The sequence below is a fragment of the Nocardia sp. NPDC052316 genome, from assembly GCF_044547795.1.
GTDB lineage: Bacteria > Actinomycetota > Actinomycetes > Mycobacteriales > Mycobacteriaceae > Nocardia.
Window position 1 is genome coordinate 281,247 of record NZ_JBIUBB010000008.1, and the last position, 24,245, is coordinate 305,491.

General features: G+C 67.0%; 27 protein-coding genes. 12 read left to right on the forward strand and 15 right to left on the reverse strand.

What is annotated here, in order from left to right:
• The first annotated feature begins 13 nt into the window (after positions 1-13).
• Together ACIHA7_RS35890 and ACIHA7_RS35895 are read left to right on the forward strand one after the other, a co-directional pair.
• A complete protein-coding gene (locus ACIHA7_RS35890; protein ID WP_397295897.1) occupies positions 14-625 on the forward strand; it encodes a TetR-like C-terminal domain-containing protein in 612 nt (203 codons plus the stop codon).
• Between the two features lie 61 nt (positions 626-686).
• A complete protein-coding gene (locus ACIHA7_RS35895) occupies positions 687-1,172 on the forward strand; it encodes a hypothetical protein (RefSeq protein ID WP_397295899.1) in 486 nt (161 codons plus the stop codon).
• A gap of 69 nt (positions 1,173-1,241) precedes the next feature.
• Here ACIHA7_RS35895 and nrdE read toward each other — a convergent pair whose 3' ends face one another.
• From nrdE to ACIHA7_RS35915, 4 genes are all read right to left on the reverse strand, one after another.
• Positions 1,242-3,347, reverse strand: coding sequence for a class 1b ribonucleoside-diphosphate reductase subunit alpha (gene nrdE / locus ACIHA7_RS35900; RefSeq protein WP_397295901.1), 2,106 nt, complete (start codon positions 3,345-3,347; stop codon positions 1,242-1,244).
• Positions 3,348-3,385: 38 nt separating this feature from the next.
• Complete coding sequence (nrdI, locus tag ACIHA7_RS35905) at positions 3,386-3,868, reverse strand: class Ib ribonucleoside-diphosphate reductase assembly flavoprotein NrdI (protein ID WP_397295903.1); 483 nt, start codon at positions 3,866-3,868, stop codon at positions 3,386-3,388.
• 40 nt (positions 3,869-3,908) lie between these two features.
• On the reverse strand, positions 3,909-4,142 hold the full coding sequence (locus ACIHA7_RS35910; protein WP_069163300.1) for a redoxin NrdH: 234 nt from the start codon (positions 4,140-4,142) through the stop codon (positions 3,909-3,911).
• Between the two features lie 425 nt (positions 4,143-4,567).
• On the reverse strand, positions 4,568-5,137 hold the full coding sequence (locus tag ACIHA7_RS35915) for an NAD(P)H-dependent oxidoreductase (RefSeq protein WP_397295904.1): 570 nt from the start codon (positions 5,135-5,137) through the stop codon (positions 4,568-4,570).
• 144 nt (positions 5,138-5,281) lie between these two features.
• Here ACIHA7_RS35915 and ACIHA7_RS35920 point away from each other — a divergent pair, with 144 nt between their 5' ends.
• Both ACIHA7_RS35920 and nadE read left to right on the forward strand, forming a co-directional pair.
• Positions 5,282-5,887, forward strand: coding sequence for a TetR/AcrR family transcriptional regulator (locus ACIHA7_RS35920; RefSeq protein WP_397295972.1), 606 nt, complete (start codon positions 5,282-5,284; stop codon positions 5,885-5,887).
• 22 nt (positions 5,888-5,909) lie between these two features.
• Positions 5,910-6,737: an ammonia-dependent NAD(+) synthetase gene (gene nadE, locus ACIHA7_RS35925; RefSeq protein WP_397295906.1), complete on the forward strand. Its 828-nt coding sequence runs from the start codon at positions 5,910-5,912 to the stop codon at positions 6,735-6,737.
• A gap of 85 nt (positions 6,738-6,822) precedes the next feature.
• On the opposite strand, the gene ACIHA7_RS35930 is transcribed toward nadE, so the two are convergent.
• From ACIHA7_RS35930 to moaA, 6 genes are all read right to left on the reverse strand, one after another.
• Positions 6,823-7,425, reverse strand: a complete 603-nt coding sequence (locus ACIHA7_RS35930; protein ID WP_397295908.1) for a methyltransferase family protein — start codon at positions 7,423-7,425, stop codon at positions 6,823-6,825.
• Between the two features lie 55 nt (positions 7,426-7,480).
• A complete protein-coding gene (locus ACIHA7_RS35935) occupies positions 7,481-8,752 on the reverse strand; it encodes an RNA polymerase sigma factor (protein ID WP_397295910.1) in 1,272 nt (423 codons plus the stop codon).
• Between the two features lie 2 nt (positions 8,753-8,754).
• Positions 8,755-9,468: a YciI family protein gene (locus ACIHA7_RS35940; protein WP_397295911.1), complete on the reverse strand. Its 714-nt coding sequence runs from the start codon at positions 9,466-9,468 to the stop codon at positions 8,755-8,757.
• 117 nt (positions 9,469-9,585) lie between these two features.
• Positions 9,586-10,296 (reverse strand): YciI family protein, encoded by a 711-nt coding sequence (locus tag ACIHA7_RS35945; protein WP_397295912.1) that lies wholly within the window; start codon positions 10,294-10,296, stop codon positions 9,586-9,588.
• Between the two features lie 83 nt (positions 10,297-10,379).
• Positions 10,380-10,622 carry a MoaD/ThiS family protein gene (locus ACIHA7_RS35950; RefSeq protein ID WP_107658595.1) on the reverse strand — a complete coding sequence of 81 codons (243 nt, stop codon included), beginning with the start codon at positions 10,620-10,622 and terminating at the stop codon, positions 10,380-10,382.
• A complete protein-coding gene (moaA, locus tag ACIHA7_RS35955; protein ID WP_397295913.1) occupies positions 10,615-11,673 on the reverse strand; it encodes a GTP 3',8-cyclase MoaA in 1,059 nt (352 codons plus the stop codon). The genes ACIHA7_RS35950 and moaA overlap by 8 nt, the downstream gene beginning before the upstream one ends.
• A gap of 139 nt (positions 11,674-11,812) precedes the next feature.
• On the opposite strand from moaA, the gene glp reads away from it, so the two are divergent.
• The 4 genes from glp to ACIHA7_RS35975 all read left to right on the forward strand — a co-directional run bounded on the left by glp (position 11,813) and on the right by ACIHA7_RS35975 (position 15,592).
• On the forward strand, positions 11,813-13,048 hold the full coding sequence (glp, locus tag ACIHA7_RS35960; protein WP_397295915.1) for a gephyrin-like molybdotransferase Glp: 1,236 nt from the start codon (positions 11,813-11,815) through the stop codon (positions 13,046-13,048).
• 24 nt (positions 13,049-13,072) lie between these two features.
• Positions 13,073-14,074: a bifunctional molybdenum cofactor biosynthesis protein MoaC/MoaB gene (gene moaCB / locus ACIHA7_RS35965; RefSeq protein ID WP_397295917.1), complete on the forward strand. Its 1,002-nt coding sequence runs from the start codon at positions 13,073-13,075 to the stop codon at positions 14,072-14,074.
• Positions 14,061-14,495: a molybdenum cofactor biosynthesis protein MoaE gene (locus tag ACIHA7_RS35970; RefSeq protein WP_194834546.1), complete on the forward strand. Its 435-nt coding sequence runs from the start codon at positions 14,061-14,063 to the stop codon at positions 14,493-14,495. The genes moaCB and ACIHA7_RS35970 overlap by 14 nt, the downstream gene beginning before the upstream one ends.
• A gap of 89 nt (positions 14,496-14,584) precedes the next feature.
• Positions 14,585-15,592 (forward strand): AraC family transcriptional regulator ligand-binding domain-containing protein, encoded by a 1,008-nt coding sequence (locus ACIHA7_RS35975; protein WP_397295919.1) that lies wholly within the window; start codon positions 14,585-14,587, stop codon positions 15,590-15,592.
• A 59-nt stretch (positions 15,593-15,651) separates the two neighbouring features.
• On the opposite strand, the gene ACIHA7_RS35980 is transcribed toward ACIHA7_RS35975, so the two are convergent.
• From ACIHA7_RS35980 to ACIHA7_RS35990, 3 genes are all read right to left on the reverse strand, one after another.
• Positions 15,652-15,843 carry a hypothetical protein gene (locus ACIHA7_RS35980; protein ID WP_397295920.1) on the reverse strand — a complete coding sequence of 64 codons (192 nt, stop codon included), beginning with the start codon at positions 15,841-15,843 and terminating at the stop codon, positions 15,652-15,654.
• Positions 15,844-16,036: 193 nt separating this feature from the next.
• Complete coding sequence (locus tag ACIHA7_RS35985; protein ID WP_397295973.1) at positions 16,037-17,080, reverse strand: CobW family GTP-binding protein; 1,044 nt, start codon at positions 17,078-17,080, stop codon at positions 16,037-16,039.
• 73 nt (positions 17,081-17,153) lie between these two features.
• Positions 17,154-18,632: an N-acetylmuramoyl-L-alanine amidase gene (locus tag ACIHA7_RS35990; RefSeq protein ID WP_397295922.1), complete on the reverse strand. Its 1,479-nt coding sequence runs from the start codon at positions 18,630-18,632 to the stop codon at positions 17,154-17,156.
• Positions 18,633-19,202: 570 nt separating this feature from the next.
• Here ACIHA7_RS35990 and ACIHA7_RS35995 point away from each other — a divergent pair.
• Positions 19,203-19,481, forward strand: coding sequence for a LuxR C-terminal-related transcriptional regulator (locus ACIHA7_RS35995; protein ID WP_397295924.1), 279 nt, complete (start codon positions 19,203-19,205; stop codon positions 19,479-19,481).
• A gap of 25 nt (positions 19,482-19,506) precedes the next feature.
• Here the strand turns inward: ACIHA7_RS35995 and ACIHA7_RS36000 are convergent, their stop codons facing one another.
• On the reverse strand, positions 19,507-20,676 hold the full coding sequence (locus ACIHA7_RS36000; protein WP_397295926.1) for a cytochrome P450: 1,170 nt from the start codon (positions 20,674-20,676) through the stop codon (positions 19,507-19,509).
• A gap of 316 nt (positions 20,677-20,992) precedes the next feature.
• On the opposite strand from ACIHA7_RS36000, the gene ACIHA7_RS36005 reads away from it, so the two are divergent.
• Positions 20,993-22,264 carry an MFS transporter gene (locus tag ACIHA7_RS36005; RefSeq protein WP_397295927.1) on the forward strand — a complete coding sequence of 424 codons (1,272 nt, stop codon included), beginning with the start codon at positions 20,993-20,995 and terminating at the stop codon, positions 22,262-22,264.
• Here ACIHA7_RS36005 and ACIHA7_RS36010 read toward each other — a convergent pair.
• Positions 22,222-22,728 (reverse strand): sigma-70 family RNA polymerase sigma factor, encoded by a 507-nt coding sequence (locus ACIHA7_RS36010; protein ID WP_397295929.1) that lies wholly within the window; start codon positions 22,726-22,728, stop codon positions 22,222-22,224. The genes ACIHA7_RS36005 and ACIHA7_RS36010 overlap by 43 nt on opposite strands.
• A gap of 260 nt (positions 22,729-22,988) precedes the next feature.
• Between ACIHA7_RS36010 and ACIHA7_RS36015 the strand changes: the two genes are divergently transcribed.
• Both ACIHA7_RS36015 and ACIHA7_RS36020 read left to right on the forward strand, forming a co-directional pair.
• Entirely contained in the window at positions 22,989-23,360 is a 372-nt protein-coding gene (locus ACIHA7_RS36015) for a hypothetical protein (RefSeq protein ID WP_397295930.1), read from the forward strand.
• 91 nt (positions 23,361-23,451) lie between these two features.
• Entirely contained in the window at positions 23,452-24,201 is a 750-nt protein-coding gene (locus ACIHA7_RS36020) for an SDR family oxidoreductase (protein ID WP_397295932.1), read from the forward strand.
• The last annotated feature ends 44 nt before the right edge of the window (positions 24,202-24,245 follow it).

A 24,245-nucleotide genomic window follows, 5' to 3' on the forward strand; every position in this document is an offset into this window, starting at 1 on the left:
GTATGATGCCAGCATGCCGAAACCGAAACAAGCGGGAGGACGCCCTCGGGATAGTCGGGTAGATCACGCCATCGCCGCCGCGGTCCGATCACTGCTGGCCGAGCAGAGTTACGCGACGCTCACCGTCGATGCCGTGGCCGCGCGCGCCGAGATCAGCAAGGCGGCGATCTACCGCAGGTACGCGACCAAGCAGGAGATGATCTTCGCCGTCCTGGTGCACGACCTGGACGAGGCCCCGCCGACCGATACCGGCTCGCTACGCGGCGACATCACCGAGCTGGTCACCCGGATCAGCGACCAGCTCGCCCGCTCCGCCCCCGGTGTGATGGCCGGGCTGCTCGCCGACATCCACGCCGACTCGGCACTGGCGGTCCGCTTCACCGATTCCTATCTCGCCGTGGAACGTTCGGTCATCACCACCCTGCTGAACCGCGCGGTAGCGCGCGGCGAACTCCCGCACCGCCCCGACCCCGCCCTCGTACACGCCCTGCTCCTGGGCCCCCTCTTCGCCTGGCAGATCATGCTGGACGAAGACCCAACCCGCACAACAATTCTCGCCGACGCGGTCGCACAATCCGCCACCGCCGCCTTGACCTCCGGCGCCCTACCACCCAGCGCCACCTAGCGCCCGCACCGAAATCGACTGGCAGGATGGCGACTCAGGTATCGAGGCGGGCATGAGAGGGTTGGCCGTGGGCTGGAAAGTGAATGGCTTGATCGTCGAGGGGGCGGTGGATCCGGCACGACTACCCGGGCGGCCACGTGCCACCGGCGAAACCGTCGATCTGGACACCGTGCATCGGCGGCCCTGCGACTACGGGGTGGCCGAGCTCGACGGCTGGACCTTCGTCGCTGATCCTGCCCTGCGCGCGACCTTCAACGATGAAGCAGCACAGGAACTTACGTCTACCGGCCGCGCGCTGGCCTGGGTGACCAACAGTGTTGCGACCCTGCATGGCTTCGCCTGGTATGTCGACGGAAAACCCTTGCGCCGGATCATGCATGCCGAAGGTGTGCCGATCGACGAATTCGGGGACGGCCTGCCCGAGGAGATTGCGGCGCCCGCACCGCTCGACGAGGACTATGTCTTCGAGATGATGCAGCGGCTGACCGGACAGGCGTGGGGCGAGGCCGCAGCTGCTTCGTACCACGTCTGGACCTGCACCGTTTAGTCCGCTCGAACGCGAAAGCCTCAGTGCGGTAATGGCACTGAGGCTTTCGCGACTAGCAGCAGGTGTCCCTTACAGCATGCAGGACACGCAACCCTCGACTTCGGTTCCCTCCAAGGCCATTTGGCGCAGGCGGATGTAGTAGAGGGTCTTGATTCCCTTGCGCCACGCGTAGATCTGGGCGCGGTTGAGGTCGCGGGTGGTGGCGGTGTCCTTGAAGAAGAGGGTCAGCGACAGGCCCTGGTCCACGTGCTGGGTGGCGGCGGCGTAGGTGTCGATGATCTTCTCGTAGCCGATTTCGTAGGCGTCGTCGTAGTACTCGAGGTTGTCGTTGTCGAGGTAGGGCGCCGGGTAGTAGACGCGGCCGATCTTGCCTTCCTTGCGGATCTCGATCTTCGACGCCACCGGGTGGATGGAGCTGGTGGAGTGGTTGATGTAGGAGATCGACCCGGTCGGCGGGACGGCCTGCAGGTTCTGGTTGTAGATGCCGTGCTCCATGACCGAGGCCTTGAGCTCGTGCCAGTCGGCCTGGGTCGGGATCCGCACCCCGGCGTCGGCGAAGAGCCGGGCCACCCGTTCGGTCTTCGGCTCCCACACCTGCTCGGTGTACTTGTCGAAGTACTCACCGCTGGCGTACTTGGACTCGGGGAACCCGCCGAAGTAGGTGCCGCGCTCCTTCGCGATCAGGTTCGATGCCCGAATCGCGTGGTAGACCACGGTGTAGAAGTAGATGTTGGTGAAGTCGATGCCTTCTTCGGACCCGTAGTGCACCCGCTCGCGAGCCAGGTACCCGTGCAGGTTCATCTGGCCGAGACCGATGGCGTGCGACTCGTTGTTGCCCTGTTCGATCGAGGGCACCGAGTAGATGTGCGTCTGATCCGATACCGCGGTGAGCGCCCGGATCGAGGTCTCGATGGTCTGCGCGAAGTCGGGTGAGTCCATCGTCTTGGCGATGTTGAGCGACCCGAGGTTGCACGAGATGTCCTTGCCCACCTTGGCGTAGGACAGGTCGTCGTTGAACAGCGACGGCGTCGACACCTGCAGGATCTCCGAGCACAGGTTCGAGTGGGTGATCTTGCCCGCGATCGGGTTGGCCCGGTTCACCGTGTCCTCGAACATGATGTACGGGTAGCCGGATTCGAACTGCAGCTCGGCGATGGTCTGGAAGAACTCGCGCGCCTTGATCTTCGACTTGCGGATCCGCTTGTCGTCGACCATCTCGTAGTACTTCTCGGTCACGTCGATGTCGGCGAACGGCTTGCCGTAGATGCGTTCCACGTCGTACGGCGAGAACAGGTACATGTCCTCGTTCTTCTTGGCCAGCTCGAAGGTGATGTCGGGGATCACCACGCCGAGCGAGAGGGTCTTGATGCGGATCTTCTCGTCCGCGTTCTCCCGCTTGGTGTCCAGGAACCGGTAGATGTCGGGGTGGTGCGCGTGCAGGTACACCGCGCCGGCGCCTTGGCGCGCGCCGAGCTGGTTGGCGTAGGAGAACGAGTCCTCCAGCAGCTTCATGATCGGGATGACACCCGAGCTCTGGTTCTCGATCTTCTTGATCGGCGCGCCGTGCTCACGAATGTTGCTGAGCAGCAGCGCGACACCGCCGCCGCGCTTGGACAGCTGCAGCGCGGAGTTGATGGAGCGCCCGATGGACTCCATGTTGTCCTCGATGCGCAGCAGGAAGCACGACACCGGCTCGCCGCGCTGCTTCTTGCCCGAGTTGAGGAAGGTCGGGGTGGCGGGCTGGAAGCGGCCGTCGATGATCTCGTCGACCAGCTTGCCCGCGAGCACCTCGTCGCCTGCGGCGAGGGTGAGCGCGACCATGCAGACCCGGTCCTCGAACCGCTCCAGGTAGCGCTTGCCGTCGAAGGTCTTCAGCGTGTACGAGGTGTAGTACTTGAACGCGCCGAGGAAGGTGGGGAACCGGAACTTCTTGGCGTACGCCTGCTGGAACAGCTTCTTGATGAACGGGCGGCTGTACTGGTTCAGCACCTCCGGCTCGTAGTAGTTCTCCTTCAGCAGGTAATCCAGCTTCTCGTCCAGGTTGTGGAAGAAGACGGTGTTCTGGTTGACGTGCTGCAGGAAGTACTGATGCGCGGCCTCGCGGTCCTTGTCGAACTGGATCTCGCCGTTCGGGCCGTACAGGTTCAGCATGGCGTTGAGGGCGTGGTAGTCCATGACCTCGGCGGTGTCCGCACTGCGGGCGGCAGGCTGCTCTAAGCGAGCCGTTTTTCCGGCCGGTGCTGTCGTTGTTGTTGCCAAAACAATCCCAATCCCTCTCGGACGCGCTCGACGTCCTCGGCGGTTCCCATGAGTTCGAAGCGATACAGGTACGGCACGCCGCATTTGCGGGAGATCACGTCCCCCGCGTAGCAGTAGGTATCGCCGAAGTTCGTGTTTCCCGCCGCGACCACGCCGCGCAGCAGGGCGCGGTTGTGCGGGTCGTTGAGGAACTTGGCGACCTGCCGCGGCACGAAATCCTTGTCGGATCTGTTCCCACCCAGAACGTGCCGACCGCCCCCGTAGGTGGGGACGATCAGCACGAAGGGTTCGTCGACGCGCAGCGAATCGGCGGTGTGCAGTGGAATGCGAGTTGCCGGGATACCCAGCTTCTCGACGAAGCGATGCGTGTTCTCCGAGGCGCTGGAGAAGTAGACCAGCGCCGGAGCGGCGGGACCGTAAGCATTGTCGTCGGACACGGTCACCCTCTCCTCTCGGAGGAACGGAATACGCGGGCGGTCAGGCCGCCACGGTGGCGAGCGACTTGATGCGATCGGGCCGGAAACCGGACCAGTGATCCTCACCGGCCACGACGACCGGGGCCTGCAGGTAGCCGAGGGCCATGACGTAGTCACGCGCCTCGTCGTTCTCGGAGATGTCGATCACCTCGTAGTCCACCCCGGCCTTGTCGAGCGCCTTGTAGGTGGCATTGCACTGGACGCAAGCGGGCTTGGTGTACACGGTGACGGTCATTGGTATCCCTCTTCTCCTTGTGCCTGATCCACAGCCTGTGATCCGTAGCTGACCTTTGCGAGCGACCTACAAGCAGTCGCAAGCGGTGCACGATCCGTCTTGCTGCGCAAACTCCTGGATCTGGCCGCGAATCCCCTGCTCAGCCCCTTCGGGCCGAAGCTCGCAGAGCGGGGTGTCATGCCGTCTTCCAGTACCGAAGACACTACACCTAGTGGCCGACAGATTCATCCGACACGACATGTTGCGAGTCACATTGGTGAAATTCGAACGCGGTAAGTACCTGGATGCTCGATTCGCAACCCGACACGACCGTGGTGCAGATCACAATTTCGTACCGTAGCTGATTTCCAGCAAACTCCCTGCGCAGACGAAGAGGGCCACCTCCGCCGTGCGGAGATGACCCTCGAGAAGACCGGAGCGGAAGCTTACACGGCGGCCAATTCCCCGCGAGCGGCCTGGACCAGCTCGTGCACGGTGGCGGCCAATCCGGTGAGCGCTTCGGCGTCCTCACGCGGGTGTGTCGTGCCGAATCGCTCGCCGATCGTGGCGAAGTGCAGGTGCGCGGACTCCACCACGCGAGCACCCGCGACGCCGAGCACCTTGACCGTGTCGCCGTGCGCCCACTGCGCGGCGTTGGGGCTGATCGACGCGCTCACCACGGCGGTCGGCTTGTCCTTGATCGCGCCGACGCCATACGGGCGGGAGGCCCAGTCGATGGCGTTCTTCAACGCGCCGGGCAGGCTGCCGTTGTACTCGGGAGTCACGATGAGCAGACCGTCCGCTGCCGCGACAGCGTCGCGCAGCGCCTGGGCCGACGCGGGCACGGAGCCCTCTACATCGATGTCCTCGTTGTAGAAAGGAATATCGGCGAGACCTTCGAAGAGGGTGATCTCGACACCCTCGGGAGCGGTCTGCACAGCGGTCTCGGCCAGCTGGCGATTGATCGAAGCCGCACGAAGGCTTCCGACAAGAGCGAGGATGCGGGTCTGACTCATGACGACTCCTGGTGTACTGAATGAGTAGGTGTCCGAACTTTCACTGACAGATAACCGGACCGTGGTCCGATTACTTCCCGCGGAGATTGCGTGAGTGCTGTGAGCTACCCCACATCGGATCTCCCTGCCCCAGGGGAGCGTCCGCTGCTCGGCATCGGCGCGCCCCTGCCCGGCACGTCCGAACCCACCGAGCGCGCCGACGCGGCACGCAACCGACAGTTGCTGCTCGACGCCGCGCAACAACTGGTGCGCGAGCAAGGGGTCGACGGTCTCACCATGGACGCGCTGGCCAAGCGGGCCGGGGTCGGCAAGGGCACGGTCTTCCGCCGGTTCGGTAGCCGGTCCGGACTGCTGATGGCGCTGCTGGACCACTCCGAGCGCAAAGCCCAGCAGGCGTTCATGTTCGGACCGCCGCCGCTGGGGCCCGGCGCGGCGCCGGTGGAGCGGCTCGTCGCGTTCGGCCGCGCTCGCCTGCTCGACATCGATGTGGAGGGCGAGCTGTATCGCGCCGCGGAGGTCGGCGAGGCGGGCGACCGCTACTCCGGCGCGCCCTACATGTTGCTCAAGGCGCACGTCTCGATGCTGCTGCGCGAGGCGAAAGTGCCCGGCGATCTTCCGCTGGTCGCCGACAGCCTGCTCAGCACGCTCAGCGCCGCGCTCGTCATGCATCAGATGCGCGCGCAGGGGTATAGCCGCGAGCAGATCGGCGACAACTGGGAAGCAATCGTTCGTCGCGTTGTCTCGCGGTGAATCGACAGTAAAGTGGGCTGCCATGCGGAACCTGCGCGAACAGATCATCACCGAGTTGGGCGTTCAACCGAGCATCGAGCCGAAGGACGAGGTACGACGCCGGGTCGATTTTTTGAAGGACTACCTGAACGCCACTCCCGCAAAGGGTTTCGTGCTCGGCATCAGCGGCGGGCAGGACAGCTCGCTGGCGGGCCGGTTGTGCCAGCTCGCGGTGGAGGAGCTGCGCGCCGACGGTGCGGAGGCGACGTTCGTCGCCGTGCGGCTACCTTATGGCGTGCAGTCCGATGAGGCCGACGCGCGCGCCGCGCTGCGCTTCATCCAGCCGGACAAGACGGTGTCGGTGAATGTGCGGCCGAGCGCGAACGCGACCGCGGGCGAGGTGGCCGCCGCCCTCAAGATCGACAAGCTCCGGGATTTCGTGCGCGGCAACATCAAGGCGCGCGAGCGGATGGTGATCCAGTACGCGGTCGCCGGACAGGAGAATCTGCTCGTGGTCGGTACCGACCACGCCGCGGAGGCGGTCACCGGTTTCTTCACCAAGTACGGCGACGGCGGCGTCGACCTCACCCCGCTGACCGGTCTCACCAAGCATCAGGGCGCGGCACTCCTGCAGGAGTTGGGCGCGCCGGAGAGCATCTGGTCGAAGGTGCCGACCGCCGACCTGGAGGACGACCGGCCCTCGCTGCCCGACGAGGAGGCCCTCGGCCTCACCTATCGGGAGATCGACGACTACCTGGAGGGCAAGGACGTCACCGCCGAGGTCGCCGAGCGGATCGAGTCGATCTACCTCAACACCCGGCACAAGCGGACCGTCCCGGTGACTCCGCTCGACACCTGGTGGCGCGACTAGCCGACACCCGCACCACTTCTGTTCCCCCGCACCGCGAATCACATGCGATTCGCGGTGCGGGAAGGTAAGGCGTGTGCGGCTCGTCCTATCGCCTGCCGACGGCGGGTAGGAAGCGGCCGACCTCGGCCATGTAGGACCGATAGTGGTCGCCGTGGATCTTGTGCAGGTACGGCTCCTCCACCACTCGTACCTGCAGTTCGATCGCGCCGACGAGCAGCAGGAAGCCCACCACCGCAACAGGATTGGGCACCATCAGCGTGACGCCCATCGCGAACGCGAACATTCCGGTGAAGATCGGGTTGCGGACCAGGCCGAAAACGCCGGATCGCACCAGGGTCGTGCGCTCGGTGGCGTCGACGCCGATTCGCCAGGACTCCCCCATGTCTCGCTGCGCGTACAGCGTGCCCACGATGCCGACCGCTGCGACGAAGACCCCGATCCAAGAGACGAAATTCCTGTCCAGCAACGGGATCGGATCCAGCACGCCCGTCAGCTGAAGTATCGGCGCGGCCGGCCCGACCGCGAAGGCGACGGCCACCGCCACTCCGGCCAGCCATTCCAGCGAACCGGGGCGGCCGCCGATGCCGTGGAACCCGGTCGAACCCGTGCGGCGCCACTGCCACCACGTCCGCCAGCCGAACGCCGCCGCGGCGAAGACCACATACAAAACCAGTGCGCCTACTGCCATCGCGCTTATTCCTCCTTGTGTCGCCACCAGGATATATAGATGGATGCGCATGTGTCTATGGTTTTGTATGGTTCTGTCCCGCAGCTGTTTCTACCTGCGCGAGGCGCCGCGACAGGAAGCGTCGGACTTGCTCGTTGGTCGTGCGATCCAGTGCGAGGCGATAGTGCGTCACGGACTCCGCACCGCGCCCGGCGCGCCGCAGCAGGTCGGCGCGGGTCGCGGCGACCAGATGCGAGGCAGCCAGGCGCGGATGGTCCGCGATCTCGTCGAGCGCGGCGAGACCGCTGTCGAACCCGCGCAGGAATCCGACGGCGATCGCCCGATTCACCGCGACCATCGGCGAGTCCGAGTAGCCGAGCAACTCGTCGTAACCGGATACTATTGCGGCCCAATCGGTCTGCTCCCACGTCGGTGCGGTGGCGTGTGCGGCGGCGATGCGCGCTTGGGCCAGGTAGGGTCCGGTGCCGTCCGCAGCGGCGGAGACCAAACAGCGCAACCCCGCCGCGATCTGGGCCCGATTCCACGCGGTCCGGTCCTGGTCCTCGATCGGCACCAATTCGCCGTCGGCACTGCGCCGTTGACCTCTGCGACTGTCGTTGAGCAGCATCAGCGCGAGCAACGCCCGCGCCTCCGGGTCGTCCGGCAGCAGCCCGCACAGTAGTTTGCCGAGCCGAATCGCCTCGTCGCACAGTTCATCTCGGACAGCGGTCGGCCCCGAAGTGGCGAAGTAGCCCTCGGTGAACACCAGATAGACGCACGCCAACACCACAGGCGTGCGCTCCGCCAGCAGATGCGCGGGCGGCACCCGCAGCGGAATACCCGCCGACCTGATCTTCGCCTTGGCGCGGCTAAGGCGTTGGGCGACAGTATGTTCCGGTTGCAGGAAAGCCCTGGCGATCTCCGCAGTGCGCAGCCCGCACACCAGCCGCAGTGTCAGCGCCACCTGTGACTCCGGCGACAGCGCCGGATGACAACAGGTGAAGATCATGCGCAGCTGATCGTCGGCCACCGGCGACACGTCCACCTCCTCGTTCGGCGCGCCGAGCGGACCCGGCGCGGTCAGCAGCACGGCGCCCTGCTCCTTGCCACCCCGCAGCGATTCGCGCCGCAGCCGGTCCAGCGCGCGATTGCGCGCCCCGGTGGTGATCCAGGCGCCCGGATTCGACGGCACGCCCCGGCTCGGCCAGGTGCGCAGCGCGTCGGCGAACGCCTCCTGCACGGCGTCTTCGGCCAGCCCGATATCGCCGACCAACCGGGCGACCGTGGCCACGGCCCGGCCGAATTCGGCGCGGTAGACGCCGTCGATCGAGGCGGCCGGGCCCGGCACGGTCAGAAGCCGACGTCGACGATGCGGCGAACTTCGGTGCGCCCCTTCGCCCCGCGCGGAATCTTGGTCGCGATCTCCGCGGCTTGGGCGGGACCGGCCGCGGTGAAGACGTAGACGCCGTCGACCACTTCCGCACCCTCGGTGTACGGCCCGTCGGTACGCAACAGGTGCCCGTCGCGCATCCGCACGGTGACCGCGGTCGCCGGTGGCCGCAGCGCGCCGCCGCCGCGGATCACTTCGCCGACCTGCTGCTCGAACCGCTCGTGTTCGACGATCGCCGCGGCCCACTCGGGAGTGTCCGGCTCGATGACGTCGCCTTGGCTCTCCCACAGCAGCGCGGTCCACCAGTCCGCACCCGGCTGGCCGTGCGGCGCCCACATCACCATCGGACGCACCTCGATCGAGCCCCGCGCGGCCGTCGGAATCCGCCCGGCGAGTTCGACGGCCGCATCCAGATCCGGGCAGTCGAAGACGTAGAAGCCTCCGACCACCTCGGCCTGCTCGGTGAACGGACCGTCGGTGACCAAGGGCTGGTCGCCGTCGCTGCGGACATTGATCGCCGTATCCACCGGGAACAGCGCCGCGCCGCCCGCGATCGCGGCCGCGGCCTGCTCCTGGAATGCCGCGTACTTCTCGACCCCTGCGGCGAACTCGGGTGTGCCCGGCTTCTTGCCGCGGTCCGCCTCGCCGCTCACGATCGTCGCAAAGTAGTGCATGGTCGCCCAACCTTCCTCGAATGGAGGGGTCCGATACCCTTCCCTACCCAGACGACGAACGGCGCGAGCATTTCTCTACCTACCCGACGCCGGAACCGTCGAGTGAAGTCGGCACAGTCACTCTTCGAGGTCGACAATCCGACGCAGTTCCACCCGCCCGGTCTCGCCGCACGGAATCCGAGCGGCGATCTCGGTTGCCTCGGTCTGGTCTTTCGCAACGAACATATACAGTCCGTCGATCACCTCCGACTCGGCGAAGGGTCCGTCGGTGAGCAGCAACCGCCCGTCCCGGACGCGCACCGTGGTCGCGGTCGTCGGCGGTTGCACAGCGCCGCCGCCGCGCAGTGCCGCGGCCGACGCCTGACCGAACTCCTCGTGCAGGCGCACCGCGGCGTCCCATTCGGGTGTGTCCGGCGCGATCACGTTCTCGGGCCGCTCCCACAGCAGCGCGAGCCACCAATCCGGGCCAGGCTGGCCTTGCGACTGCCACTGGACCATCGGTCGCAGTTCGACCGCACCCTGTTCAGCCGCGGGCGCTTGGCGCGCGAGCTGGATGGCGTCGTCGAGATCCTTGCAGTCGAACACGATGAAGCCGCCGACCACCTCGGCCTGCTCGGTGAACGGACCGTCGGTGATGAGCGTGCGGCCGCCGGTGTGCCGGATCTCGATCGCGGTATCCATCGGATACAGCGGAGCGCCGCCCACGATCGCCGCGCCCGCGTTCGCCTCGAACACCTCGTACTTCTCGACCTCGGCCATGAACTCCGGCGAGCCGGGCTCCACGTCCGGCCCGTCGCCGGGTCCTACCAATGTCGCCAGGTAGTGCATATCGTCATCCTTCCCGGAATCCGAGGAGTCCGATACCCCTCGCTACCTGGACGACGAACGCGACAGCGGTTTCTCTACACCGGTCAGCCGCCCGCGAACGGCGGCAGCACGTCCACCTGCGGCGTCAACGCCATCTTCGGGTCACGGGTCAGCTCGTCGCCGACCAGGTAGGCGCAGACGGACAGCATCTTGTCCAGGTCCGGCCCGTAGGAGGCGGACAGCATCGAGCGCAGGTCGGCGACGGTGGCGCCGGCCGGGAACTCGAGCGTCTCGCGGTCCTTGCCGACGGCGTCGGCGATGGCGGCGAAATAGCGGATCTCAACCACCGATAGCTCCCATCGTGCGTTCCGGCGGGACGAAGCCCTCGGCGTCGATGCCGTGGCCCGCCCATTTGTTCCACATCGCGCCGCGCCACAGCGTGGCGAGCTCGGCGTCGTCGGCGCCGGCGCGCAGGGCTTGGCGCAGGTCGTACTCCTGGTCGCTGAACAGGCAGGAGCGCAGCATGCCGTCGGCGGTGAGGCGGGTGCGGTCGCAGGTGTCGCAGAACTTACGGGTGACCGAGGCGATGATCCCGACGGTTCCGGGGCCGCCGTCGACCAGCCACGTCTCGGCGGGAGCCGACGGGTCGGCGCGGCCTGCCTCGGTGAGCTCGAAGCGGGTGCCGAGCACGTCGAGCAGCTCGGCGGCGGTGACCATGTTGGCGCGGGCCCATTCGTGGTCGGCGTCGAGCGGCATCTCCTCGATGAACCGCAGCGCGCACTGCTCGTCCAGGCACCATTGCAGCAGATCCGCTGCGCCGGACAGCGTTTCGCGCATGAGCACGGCGTTCACCTTGACCGGGGCCAGTCCGGCGTCGCGGGCGGCCCGAATGCCTGCCAGCGCGGAGTCGAGCCGGTCGCGGCGGGTCAGCTTGGCGAACCCCGCCCGATCGACGGTGTCCAGCGAGACGTTCACCCGATGCAGCCCGGCGGCGGCGAGCGCGCGGGCGCGGTGCTCGAGGCCGACGCCGTTGGTGGTCATCGCCAGCGGCGTGTCCGGCACCTGTTCGTGACAGCCCGCGATGATCTGTTCGAGGTCGCGCCGCATCAACGGCTCGCCGCCGGTGAACCGGACCTCCTGCACCCCGAGCTCGCGGACCGCCAGGGTCACCAGCCGCACGATCTCCGCGACGGTCAGCAGCTCGTCCTTCGGAATCGCGGGCAGCCCTTCCTCGGGCATGCAGTACGTGCAGCGCAGCGAACACTTCTCGGTGATGGACACGCGCAGATCGCGGGCCACCCGGCCGAATCGGTCCAGCAGGAAGGGCGTATCGGGGCGCCCATCGAGCGAGGGACGCCCGGAACGCACGGCAGGTATCCCCATCTCGACCAGAGTCACCTGTCCATTATGACCTTTGCCCGCCGTTGGTCAGCCGCGGAAGGTACGGAATCGCGCACCGCGCGCACCGCGCGATTGTGAGGTTCGCACAAGCCGGACAGCCCATTGGCGTCGTTGCGCGGACGTTACGCTTGCCGACATGAACCCTCGGCCTGCCAGCGTCTCGGCCCGGCCCGTCGACGACTACCGCGACAGCATCGAACAGCTGCTGCGGCCACTGGCCGCGCGCTCGGTCGAGGCCGCCCCGGTACCCGCGGCACTGGGCAGACAGCTCGCCGACGATGTCCGTTCGCCGGTCGACCTGCCCGTGTTCCGCAACTCGGCGATGGACGGCTACGCGGTGCGCGCCGAGTCGGTGGCGACCGCGCCGGTGACGCTGCGGCTGGCCGGGGTCGTCGCGGCGGGCAACGCCGGACAGACACCGCTGCCGCCCGGCGCCGCGATCAAGGTGATGACGGGTGCGCCGATCCCGCCCGGCGCGGACTGCGTGGTCCCGGTGGAGGACACCCACGCCGACGACGGCACCGTCACCATCGAACGTGGCCGCGGCACCGGCGATTTCGTGCGCGAGGCGGGCGCCGATGTGCGAGCCGGTGACCTGCTCGTCCACGCGGGCACCATGCTGGAGCCGCGGCACATCGCGGCACTCGCGGCGGTCGGATTGCCCACCGTGTCGGTGTTCAGCGCGGTGCGAGCGGCGGTCATCACCACCGGCGACGAACTGGTCCCGGCGGGCAGCACACTGCGACCCGGGCAGATCTACAACTCCAACGGCATCGCGCTGGCCGCCGCGCTCACCGCGAACGGAGTCGACGTCGTCTCGGTCGAGCACAGCACCGACGACCCCGATCAGTTCCGCAAGCTGCTGGGGGCCGCGACCGACTCCGCCGACGTGGTGTTCACCTCCGGCGGTGTCTCCAAGGGCGACTTCGAGGTGGTCAAGGACGTGCTCGCGCCGCTGGGCGGCCTGTTCGGCTCGGTGGCCATGCAACCGGGCGGGCCGCAGGGGTTGACGGTCGTCGATGGTGTTCCGGTGCTGAGCTTTCCCGGTAACCCGGTCAGCACCATGGTGTCGTTCGAGGTGTTCGCCCGGCCGATCCTGCGCCGCCTGGCGGGACTGGCGCCGGTCGACAGTTACCAGCTGCCGCTGCGCGACGAGGTGGCCCGCTCACCGCAGGGCAAGCGGCAGTTCCTGCGCGGCAAGCTGATTCGCGCGCGGTCCGACCACCTGTCCACGCCGGAGGCGGTGGAGTTGGTGTCCGGGCCCGGGTCTCATCTCGTCGCGGGGATGGCCTGGGCGGACGTGCTGATCGACGTTCCGGCCGAGGTCACCACGCTGCCGTCGGGCACCGTTGTGCGAGTGTGGTCGCTGTGATCCGCCGCGTCCCAGGAGTATTCGATGAGTGAGTTGTCCCATGTGGACGGCGAAGGCCGCGCCCGCATGGTCGATGTGAGCGCCAAGTCCGACACCACCCGGATCGCGGTCGCCGCCGGGGAGCTGCTGACCACCGCCGAGGTGGTCGCGCTGGTGCGCGCCGACGACATGCCCAAGGCCGACGTGCTGTCCACCGCACGGATCGCGGGCATCGCCGGCGCCAAGAAGACCTCGGAGCTGATCCCGCTGTGTCATCAGCTGGCCCTGTCCTCGGTGAAAGTCGAGTTCGGTTTCACCGACAACACGATCACCATCGAGGCCACCGCGAAGACCAAGGGGCCCACCGGCGTCGAGATGGAGGCGCTGACCGCGGTCGCGGTCGCCGGGCTGACGCTGCACGACATGGTGAAGGCGGTCGATCCGGCGGCGACGTTGAACGGAGTGCGGCTGCTCACGAAAGAGGGTGGCAAGCACGGGCATTGGGTGCGGCCGGAGCATGCCGACTCCACCGGACACGCAAAGGTCCAGGAGTCGAGTTCCGCAGCGGAGTCCTCCGCCGTCGTCCTCGTCGCCTCGACCGGGGCCGCCGCGGGCACCCGGGTCGACACCACCGGCCCGGTACTCGCGGAATGGCTTACCGGACTCGGCTTTTCGGTGCGCGGACCGCTGGTCTACGCGGACGCCGATATCGCCGTCGGTCTGGCCGACGCGCTGCGGTTCGAACCGGCGCTGGTGATCAGCACCGGCGGCACCGGCGCCTCTCCCACCGATGCCACCCCCGAGGCCACCCTCGCCGTGCTGACCCGCGAGCTGCCCGGTGTCGCCGAGGCGATCCGCCAGCGCGGCACCGCGAAGTTCCCCCTGGCCGCGCTCAGCCGCGGCGTGGCCGGACTGGCCGGCCGATCTGTGGTCGTCAATCTGCCGGGGTCCCCCGGCGGCGTCGAAGACGGCATCGCGGTGCTCGAACCGCTGCTCGATCATCTGCTCGCGCAAGTCGCCGGAGGCGGAAACCATGACAACAACTGAGCACACCGTCCGGCTGGCCCGGATCAGCGACCAGCCGCTGGACCCCGCCGCGGTCGAGGCGGCGGTGACCGGTCCGCACTACGGCGCCGTCGTGGTGTTCACCGGCAAGGTGCGTGACCACGATGGCGGACAAGCCGTCTCCGCGTTGGAGTACTCCGCGCATCCCGACGCCGAGCGCTTCCTGCACAAGATCTGCGCGGAGCTGGCCGAGTCCTCGGGGGTGCCGGTGGCCGCCGTGCACCGGGTCGGCGCGTTGACCATCGGGGACGCGGCGATCGTCGTCGCGGTCGCCGCCGCGCACCGCGCCGAGGCCTTCACCGCCTGCGCCGAGCTGGTGGACCGGATCAAGCACGACGTGCCGATCTGGAAAAGGCAGCTGTTCGCCGACGGGCTATCCGAATGGGTCAACGCATGCGGTTAACCAAGCCGTGACATGAACCCCATGACGAATCAACACCCCGGCGATAGCGTTGCCGCACACCCAGCTCGGCGGCGGCGCGGGAGGACGCGATGGGCACCGATCAAGTTTTGCTGCACCGGTTCGTCATCTCTCAGCTCAGCGCGGCCGGCCTCGATCGAGATCGGCTGATCCGCGACACCGGGCTGCCCGAGTGGACGATGGCCGGGGCCGACGTGCACCTGCCGAGCCACACCTTCTCGCGGCTGTGGGAGCTCGGCGAGCACGGCCTCGGCGATCCGAACGTCGCGTTGCACGTGGCCCGGCGCTATCAACTGCCGACCCTCGGCCTGTACGACTATCTGTTCTCCACCGCCCCCACCCTCGGCGCGGGCCTGGCAACCTGCGGGCCCTACGTCACCGCGGTGACCACCAACCATCGCTTCGACCTGGTCGCCGAGAACGACGGCGAAGTGACGCTCTACCTCGACATGATCCGAGGCGAGGGCCGCGGCCGCGACCTCACCCAGCTGTGGGGCCTGACCGCCGTGCTCAGCCGGGCCCGGCGGGTGGTCCAGGAGCCGGTTGTCCCCCTGCGGGTTTCGCTGCGCCAGTCGGCACCCACGAAAGTGGACACGTTCGTGGAGGTGTTCGGCACCACCGCGATCGACTTCGACGCACCGGTGGACGCGATGGTCTTCCGCGCTGCGGACATGGAGCTGCCGCTGACCACCAGCGATCCGGTGCTCGCGGCGATTCTGCAGCCGCTGGCTGAGGCCTTGCCGCCACCGCCGCCGCTGGCCACCGCCTGGCCGGAGCGGGTCGCGGCCGCGCTGGCCGACGCGCTGGAGACCGGTGACGTCTCGCTCGATCAGGTGGCGCGCAGGCTGGCCACCAGTCCGCGCACGCTGCAGCGCAGGCTGATGGAGGCGGGCACGACCTGGCGGCGGGAACTGGATCGGGCGCGTTCGGCCCGGCTCAGCGAGGCGACGTCCGGCGGTCCGCTGAGCCGGTCACGCCAAGCCGAGCTGCTCGGCTACTCCGACGCGGGCTCGATGCGGCGCGCGGCGCGGCGGTGGTCCCTGACGCCGCGCGGGCGGCAGGCCGCCACCTTCGACTAGGCGGCGATCCCAGCGCACCGGACGACCCAGCGCTCCGGACGACCCAGCGCCTCGCACTCTCACGACTTCAGGAAACGCGCCACGATTCCCCAGAACGTGGCGTCCTCGATCGCGCGGAAATTCCAGCTGTTGGCGACGGCATGTGACTCGGCCACGATTCCGGGAACGTCGAAGTCGTCGCGCGTGGCGGTGCCTTTGGCCTCCAGCGCTTCGATCACGTACGCGGTGGCGCTCTCCAACGAATCTGACACGGAAAACTCCCATCGGTCGCCAAACGAAACGTCTCGATCATGATTCGGTGCGCCGACCCGACACCACGCGCGACAAGTTCGCACCATTGCGCACGTGCCGACGCGGCGGGCACCAGGACAGTCTTGTGTCCGCCCGGCGCCGCCGCCAGCACCGAACGCGCCAGTTTCGGGCCGAACGCGCCAACCTCGTCGGTCAGTGCGGCGTATAGCGCCACACACCGAGCAGGGTCTGCGGATCGAGTAGGTCGTCGTCGAGGTGCACGGTGTCCTGCAACCGTTTCAGCGCCAGGTCGGTGTCCAGGCCTGCCCCGATCAACACCAGCTGGGTCGTGCGGGATTCGCCGCGCGCCCAGTTCTCCGGCTCGAACACCAGATGGCGGCCGACCAGGTGGAACACGAACTTGCGGCGCTCATCCGCGATGGGGAAGGCGACGAAGCCCTTGGCACGGAACAGGCCGGGCGGCGGGTCCTCCAGGAAACCGATCAAGCCGCGCGGGTCCAGCGGGCGCTCGCTGGTGAACGACACGGTGACGTAGTCGTCGTGCAGATGGTGATGCTCGGTGTGGTCGTGATCATGGTCGTGGAGCAGCTCGTCGAAGCTCAATTGCTCGGCGACCCGTGCGGTTTCGCGCATCGGCTCGTCGAACAGCAGGCCCGGCTCGAGGCGGCCGTGCGTGGTCGCGTACACCGGCACCTGCCCGATCAGCTCCGCGATCTGCTGCCGCAAGGTGTGCACCTGCGCGGCGGGCACCCGGTCGGCCTTGTTGACCACCACCAGATCGGCCAGCCGCAGATGCGTGGTCAGCTCCGGATGGCGTGCGCTGCTCGCCGGGAACTGCTCGGCGTCGACGACCTCCACCAGCCCGCCGTACCGGATGCGCGGATTCTCGCTGCCCACCACCATCCGGATGAGATTGCGCGGCTCGGCCAGGCCGCTGGCCTCCACCACGATCACATCGATCTTGGCGCGCGGCTGCGCGAGCCGAGTGAACAGGGCGTCCAATTCGCCGACGTCGACCGCGCAGCAGACACAGCCGTTGCCGAGGGAGACCATGGCGTCGACCTGACCGGCGACCAGCATCGAGTCGATATTGATCGCGCCGAAGTCGTTCACGACCACGCCGATTCGGGTGCCGCGGCTGTTGCGCAGCAGGTGGTTGAGCAGCGTTGTTTTCCCGGAACCGAGAAACCCCGCGACGATGACAACAGGAATCCGGTCAGCCACGCCGACCACCATACTGCGCGGCGGGACGGCCCCGGGAAAGCCGAACGTCACCCTCGGCGAGGGTGACGTTCGGTGTGCACGGTGTTTATTTGGCGGGAGCGATGAACTTCGCCGCCAAGGCGTAGGCGAGGTTGATCAGCTCGGCGGTGACCATATTGTTGTCCACGCCGAGCGCCTTCGCCAGCGGCATCAGCATGGTCAGCACCATGTCCATGATCTCGCGGACGGCGGACATGTCGGCCGACTCGTCCACCGGCGGTTTGGTCCCCGGCACGCTCGGGTTCGGTTGCGTACCCGGTGCGGTCGGCGACTGCTGGGTGCCCGGGCCGGGGGTGAACGGCGAGGCCTGGCCTTGCGGTGCGGACTGTGCCTGCGGTGCCGGTGCGGACTGTGCGGGGGGATCGATCGACGCCGGAGACGGCTGCCACTGCGGCGAGTTCGGTTGCGGAGCGGGGGCCGATTGCGCGGGCGGCTCGGTTGACGCCGGATACGGCTGAAGCTGCGGCGAGTTCGGTTGCGGAGCGGCTTGCGCCTGCGGTGCTGACTGCACGGGCGGCTCGGTCGACGCCGGATACGGCTGAAACTGCGGCGGATTCGATGCCAACTGCGGTTCGATCGGAGACGGGTGCGACGGCGAGTCCGCCGGTGGGAGCGTCAGCTCCTGGGGTGCCGCCTGCATCGGTGGTGCGGCTTGGGCCTGTGGATCCGGCGCGGCCTGCGGTGCGGGTTCAGCTGCGGCAGGCTGCGGTGCCGCGAGCGCAGGCTCGGTCGACGCAGGCTGCGGCACGGGCGCCGCGGCAGGCTGCTCGGCCGCCATATTCGGCGTCCCCGATTGCGGGCCGAGCAGATAGCTCACCAGCCCGGTGGTAATGGCGATAGCGTGCCTGAGCTGCCCCTCCCGGCTCTCCAGCAGCGCGGCGTCCTCGGCGTTGGCCCCGTTGCCCATCTCGATGAACACATCGGGCACGGCGGTGAGTGCCGGTCCGGCGATGTCCCGGCGCGACTGCAAACCATGCGGGCTCGCGTACGTCGCAGGCACGAAGCCGGCCTGCAGATACGCGTCGCGTACCGCGGTGGAGGCGGCCAGCCCGGCGCTGGACTGGATCTGGTTGATCGTCGGGTCGGGAATGGGCAGCTCGGGCACGATCAGGTGGAAGCCGCGTTGGTCGGCGGGTGCGCTGTCGGCGTGGATGCTCACCGCGACGGCGGCACCGGACTCGTTGGCGGCCCTGGCACGGTCGTCGATGCAGCCGCCCCAACCCGTATCGTCCTGGCGGCTCAGCACGACCTGCGCGCCGAGCTGCTCCAGGGAGGTCTGCACCAGCTGCGCGACATTCCAGTTGATGGTGTGCTCGGGCACGCCGTGCACCGTGGTCATGCCGGTCGTCTGGCAGTCCTTCATGCCGCCGCGTCCGTCGCTGACCTGCCTGGCGACGTTCTCGCCGTGCCCGGACCCCTGATGACCGGGATCGACGAACACAGTCTTGCCCGCAAGCTTGTTCGCCGCCTCCGACTGCGCGGGAGCGGCCGTCGCGGTGCCGGGAACCGCACCGGACAGCGTCACCGTGACTGCAGTGGCAACGGCGGAACAGAGTCCGGCTCGGACGAGGCCTGATTTCGTAAAGAACGCCTGGTAGATAGACAAAGCAGCTCCCTAGTCCCGTGATGGTCCCGTGAGCCGTTCCAGCCCGTCGAGCTAAGCGGAATCGCTCTCGGTGTTACTGCTGGTGCTGTTGTTACAGGAGAGCATAGCGCCTCGCGAGTCCGCGACTCGTAACTTTCAAGCGGTGCACATACGTCGCTTCCTGGGGTAACCGACGGTCACACGGTCGAGGGACTTCCGCACAGCGGCGCCGACAGCAGCTCGGACGGTGCTGCCGACGTACGTCGGGCTCGCGCGAACGAGATAACTTTTCCACTTCCAGATCAATACGCATCGCCGATACGCCATAGGTTTGCGAACTAGATCAAATATGGGTCAACCCCCGGAAAGTGTTGTCTATAAAGTCCCTGCAAATGCTGCTAACGTTTCGAGCCAACCTGACCACTAGCCACCCAGCGGATGGCAGCGGCGCACCGCGGCGCTCCGCCCCTCCCGACTAGTCGGTCAGCTCGGTCAGGGAAGAAGATATACATGCATTACTACGCTTCAAACAGTTTATCTCGCCAAGAATTAGAAATGCTGCGAGCGCTGTCGACAGGCAACCGAGACGAAGTCGTCGCACGGGCCATGAACGTGAGCGTCCGCACGATGCGGCGGCGGTTCGCCGAAGTGATGGAAGATCTCCACGCACACACACGCTTCCAGGCGGGATTCATGGTCGCCGAAGCAGGGTGGTTACCCAACTACGGAGTCGAATGCTCCCATACTGTGCAGGGCTCCCGCCTCGATATACGATTCCACGAGTTCTAGCTATGACACAGAGGCCGTACTGCGCTCATCCGACTGCGGGGACGAATCGCACAGGCAGTTCAGCGAGACTTCGCACCGTGGCCGTCGGCTTACGAATCGGGCTGCCGACCAGCTGCAACGTCGAAGGATGACGCAACAACGTGCGTATCAGCGCCTGGAGAACTATTTTGGTGAATAGATTTCCAATACATGAGTGCGGACCACGGCCGAACGAAAGATGCTTATTCGGCGACCTGTCCAAGAGTAGCGTGTCCGGATTCGGAAACTCCGCTGGGTCTCGATTCGCCGACCCGAACAGCATGAGAACAATGTCACCAGCTGCTACCACGGTATCGCGAATCAACGTGGTCTTCGTAGCGGCCCTACTGGTGCCCTGCACCGCGGAATCGTATCGCATCAGCTCTTCGAACCCGGTGGACATAATTTTGGGATCCCGCATGCGTTCGATAGATCCCGGGTGCTCCAAGAGGGCGAGCATCATATTACCCGCGCCGGCTACGATCGAACTGTAGCCGGACTGAAAGACGATTCTCATCGTATTCCGGATATAAGACTCAGGCAGGTCTGTGCAGACCTTTGTTCTGGTTACTTCCGACAGCAAGCCGGGTCTGGGATCGGCCGCGAACCACGCATCGACCAGTTCGTTCAACCGAGCACGCGCCGCGACACCCGCCGCCTTGACCGACGGATCCAGCCCGGCGTCCATGCTGCGCACAATGGCGTCCGAGATGGGGTCGTACAGGTCGACGGGCGGACACGGCGTCCCCACCAGGTCGGACACCGTGCCCAACGCCAAGGGGGCGATAACACGGTGGATCATGTCGAAGTCCTCGCCCGCCGTCGCGGCGTCCAGCAAGGATTCCGCGGTACGCTCCGCTCGACGCGTGAGGCCTGCGAGATCCTGCGCCCGCAGCGCGTTGGTGAACAAACTGCGCAGTGGGCCATGATCCGGTGGATCCAGCAATTGCAGGCCGAGTTGGGGCTCTGGCACGGCCTTTCCGATTCGACGCCAGTCCGAAGCGAATGCGCCGTTGTTGCGAAGAACAGCCTGGCAGTCACGGTAATGCGTGAGGACCCAGCAGTGCATCCGTTCATGCCAAAATATCGGGCCCGCAGAGCGGAGTGTCGCGTACACCGGATAAGGATTCTCCAGCACGGCAGGATCCAGTGGATCGTACGCAAGAATTTTCGGCACACCAGCTCCTGAGGTTGGTGGGGGAATGATTTTTATCAAGGTGGACGTCGAAGCAGCCGGACCCACTTCGACCAGGCCCGGCTGCGCCCACTCTTACTCGCTGTACAGCATGTCGCCACCCCCTCCAATGATCCTTTCGCTCCATTCATTGCCATCCCGATTCTGCCAGCGCTACAGAGCGGGGAGCAATGACATCGCGCAGGCTGGCATAAAGTTGCCAGTGTGGTCTAGCCCCATTGTCCGATGCCCCGGAGCGGCGCGCAGCGCAGTATGATCGAAAAAGCATCGGCAATCGCCAGAACTACGGATATCGGATATGGTGAAGAGCAAATCCCCGAATACCGGGCACGCGGACGATTCCCGGCTACGATATCGCGATGCGTTTGCGGTGCCCGAGTTCCGCGTACTTATTGCCGCACACGTCATTTCCATGCTGGGCACGGTGATAGCCGAGTTCTCGCTGAGTGTTTTGGTGTATCGGCGCACCGGTTCTCCGCTGCTGACCGCTCTGGTCTTCGCTCTTGCATTCACGCCGCACTTATTCGCCGGAGCATTGTTCTCCTCGCTCGTGGACAGAGTCCCGGCGCGGCGGCTGCTGGTGTCCTGCAACCTGGCCACAACGCTGCTGGCGGCCGCGATGGCGATGCCGGGAATGCCGGTCTTCGCTTTGCTTTGCCTGGTGTTCGGCATGGGCTTGATCAGTCCGATATTCGCAGGCACCCGAGCGGCCACGCTCGCGGAGATTCTCCCGGATTCCGCGTATGTGCCGGGCAGAAGCCTGTTTCGCCTGGTAGCCCAAGGAGCACAGATCGTCGGCTTCGCCGGTGGCGGCCTGCTGCTCGTTGTCGTGTCGCCCACGAGCGCACTCTGGATCCAGTCGGCCATGTTCCTCATCTCCGCGGTGCTGCTCCGGGTCGGCACGGCGAAACGCCTTACCGGCGCACACACCAACAGTTCCCTGCTGCGGGACTCGCTCACCGGTCTCCGTGGGATTCTGGCCATCGGTCCGTTGCGGAGGATCCTGTTCCTGGGCTGGGCGGTGCCTGCCCTTTCCGTCTTCGCCGAGGCGTTGGCCAATCCCTATGCCCACGCGCGCGGTTTCACGAGCGTCGAGCTCGGCGTCATGATGGCCATGCTGCCGCTGGGGACCGTCCTGGGGGAGTTTCTGGCCATGTGGCGGCTCACCGCGAGCCGACAGCGAGCGCTCGTGCCGTATCTCGCGGCATTGGTCTTCATTCCGGTGCTCAGCTTCTGGTTCCAGCCGAGCTTCGGCATCGTCGCGCCGATCCTGCTGTTGTCCGGGATGGGCTTCGCCCATCACCTCGGGCTCGACCGCCTGCTGCTCGACGTGACCCCGGAACAACTGCGGTCTCGTGCCCTGGCGGTACAAACCGCAGGCCTGATGTTCTGGCAGGGTCTGGGATTCGTGACTGCTGGAGCCCTTGCGCAGTTCGCTCCCGCAAGCGCGGTTGTCTCGGTCGGCGCGGCAGTCGGCCTGCTGGCCACCGTCTGCCTGCGTCCCCGAACCGAGGACATCCAGCCGCTTCAGGCACCGCGTGGGAGGCTGCGCAACGACCGCAGGGCGTAATGCACTCGCGTCTTCACCGTGCCCACCGGCACCCCGAAGTCGTCGGCGACCTCCTGGTAGGCGCGATCACGCAGGATCACCTCGACCACGGCCTCGCGTTGCGGGGCGGGCAGCATGGCCAGCAGGTCTGCGACCAGCAGTCCGTCGACCAGTCCGTCTGTGAAATCCGGGTGGGCGTAGCGGATGTCGCTGAGCTCGCCCACCTCGTCCCAGCCGGTGTCGCCCGGTCGTGCGGCCCGCGCGCGGATCAGGTCGATGAGGACGTTGCGCAGAATCGTCAGCAGCCAGGATCGGACGCTGCCCTTGGTCTCGTCGAAGAACGCGCACGAACGCCACGCACGGAGCAGCGACTCCTGCACCGCCTGCTCGGCCAGCCCGCTATCGTTCAGCGCACGCATCGCCCGCCAGTGCAGCAGCGCCCGGTCGGTCGCCAGCAGCGCGGCCAATCCCGAGTCGGTACACAAACCCGCGCACCGCGCGCCGCACGATCTCAGCCGTCGAGTGGTGCGGACGGACCCGAGCTGAGCACATGTCATACCTCCGATATCGCGGCGGCCCGGGTCGATGACAACATCGTGCGCGATTTGACTATGCACCGACACAAGAAAAGTGAATACGCCCACATTCACCCGAGGCGTCTGGTAGATCTTGGCCCCGGAGATTCGGGGATCCCCAGGTCAGCCGCTGCGTGGCGGTTGCAGCACGATTCGAGGAGAACATCGCCATGCGTGCACATGCATTCCTGATCGCCGGCGCCATGACGTCCGCGATGACCCTGCTCGGCGCCGCGACGGCGGCCGCCGAACCGGCGACCACGATGCCCGAGGACGGCCTGTATCTGGTCGGGATCGACATCGTCCCCGGCATCTGGGAGGCGCCGGGCACGCCCGATCCGGCCTACGCCTGCGATTGGCGCAGGCTATGGAAGGTCGAGGGCGACAACACCGACATGCGATACATCATCGGCAACAATTTCACCCGGCTCGGCCCGATCCGTGCCGAGATCAAGGCGACCGACGTGGCCTTCAAGACCGTGAATTGCGGCCCGTGGCGCCTGCTGCCGCCACAGCCGAGCACCGGATCGGCAGGCGGCTGACCCGGTCGGCTTGCCAAGCCCCGTCCCGAACTCCGGCCGGATGCATCCGAGGGCTGGATGACACTCGGCCACAGGGCCTAGGGTCAGCCCCATGACGAGGACCAAAATTCTGATCACCGGTGCGAGCGCGGGCCTCGGCGCCGCCATGGCGCGCGACTTCGCGGGCAAGGGCCGTGACCTCGCCCTGTGCGCTCGACGGCTGACCGCGCTCGAGGCCCTGCGCGACGAGCTTGTCGCGGCCCATCCCGGGATCACCGTGGCGATCCGCGCGCTCGACGTGAACGAGCACGCGGCGGTGCCGCGGGTATTCGGCGAGCTGCGCGACGAGCTCGGCGGACTGGACCGGGTCATCGTCAATGCGGGCCTCGGCAAGGGCGCGGTGATCGGCAGCGGCCGGGCCGACGCCAATATCGCCACCGCGACAACGAATTTCGTCAGCGCGCTGGCGCAGGCGGAGGCCGCGCTGGAGATATTCCGCGCACAGAACGCCGGACACCTCGTGCTGGTGTCGTCGATGAGTGCGGTGCGCGGACTGCCGGGGAAGAAGGCCGCCTACTCCGCGAGCAAGGCGGGGCTGGACGCGCTCGGACAGGCGCTCTCGACCGAGCTGGCCAAGTCGCCGATCGCGGTCACCACGCTGCTGCCCGGGTTCATCGCGACCGACATGGCCGCCAAAGCAGGGGATGCGCGCTTGGTGGCGCCGCTGGACAAGGGCGTCGCCGCGATGGTCGGTGCGATCGAGAAGGAGCAGCGGCGGGCGTTCGTGCCCGCGTGGCCGTGGCGACTGCTGGGTTTGGCGTTGCCGCTGCTGCCCGGTGCGGTCGTCGGCCGCATCAGCTGAGTCCTCGCGAGCCATTCGCGAAATAACGTGTCGTGCGCCACATT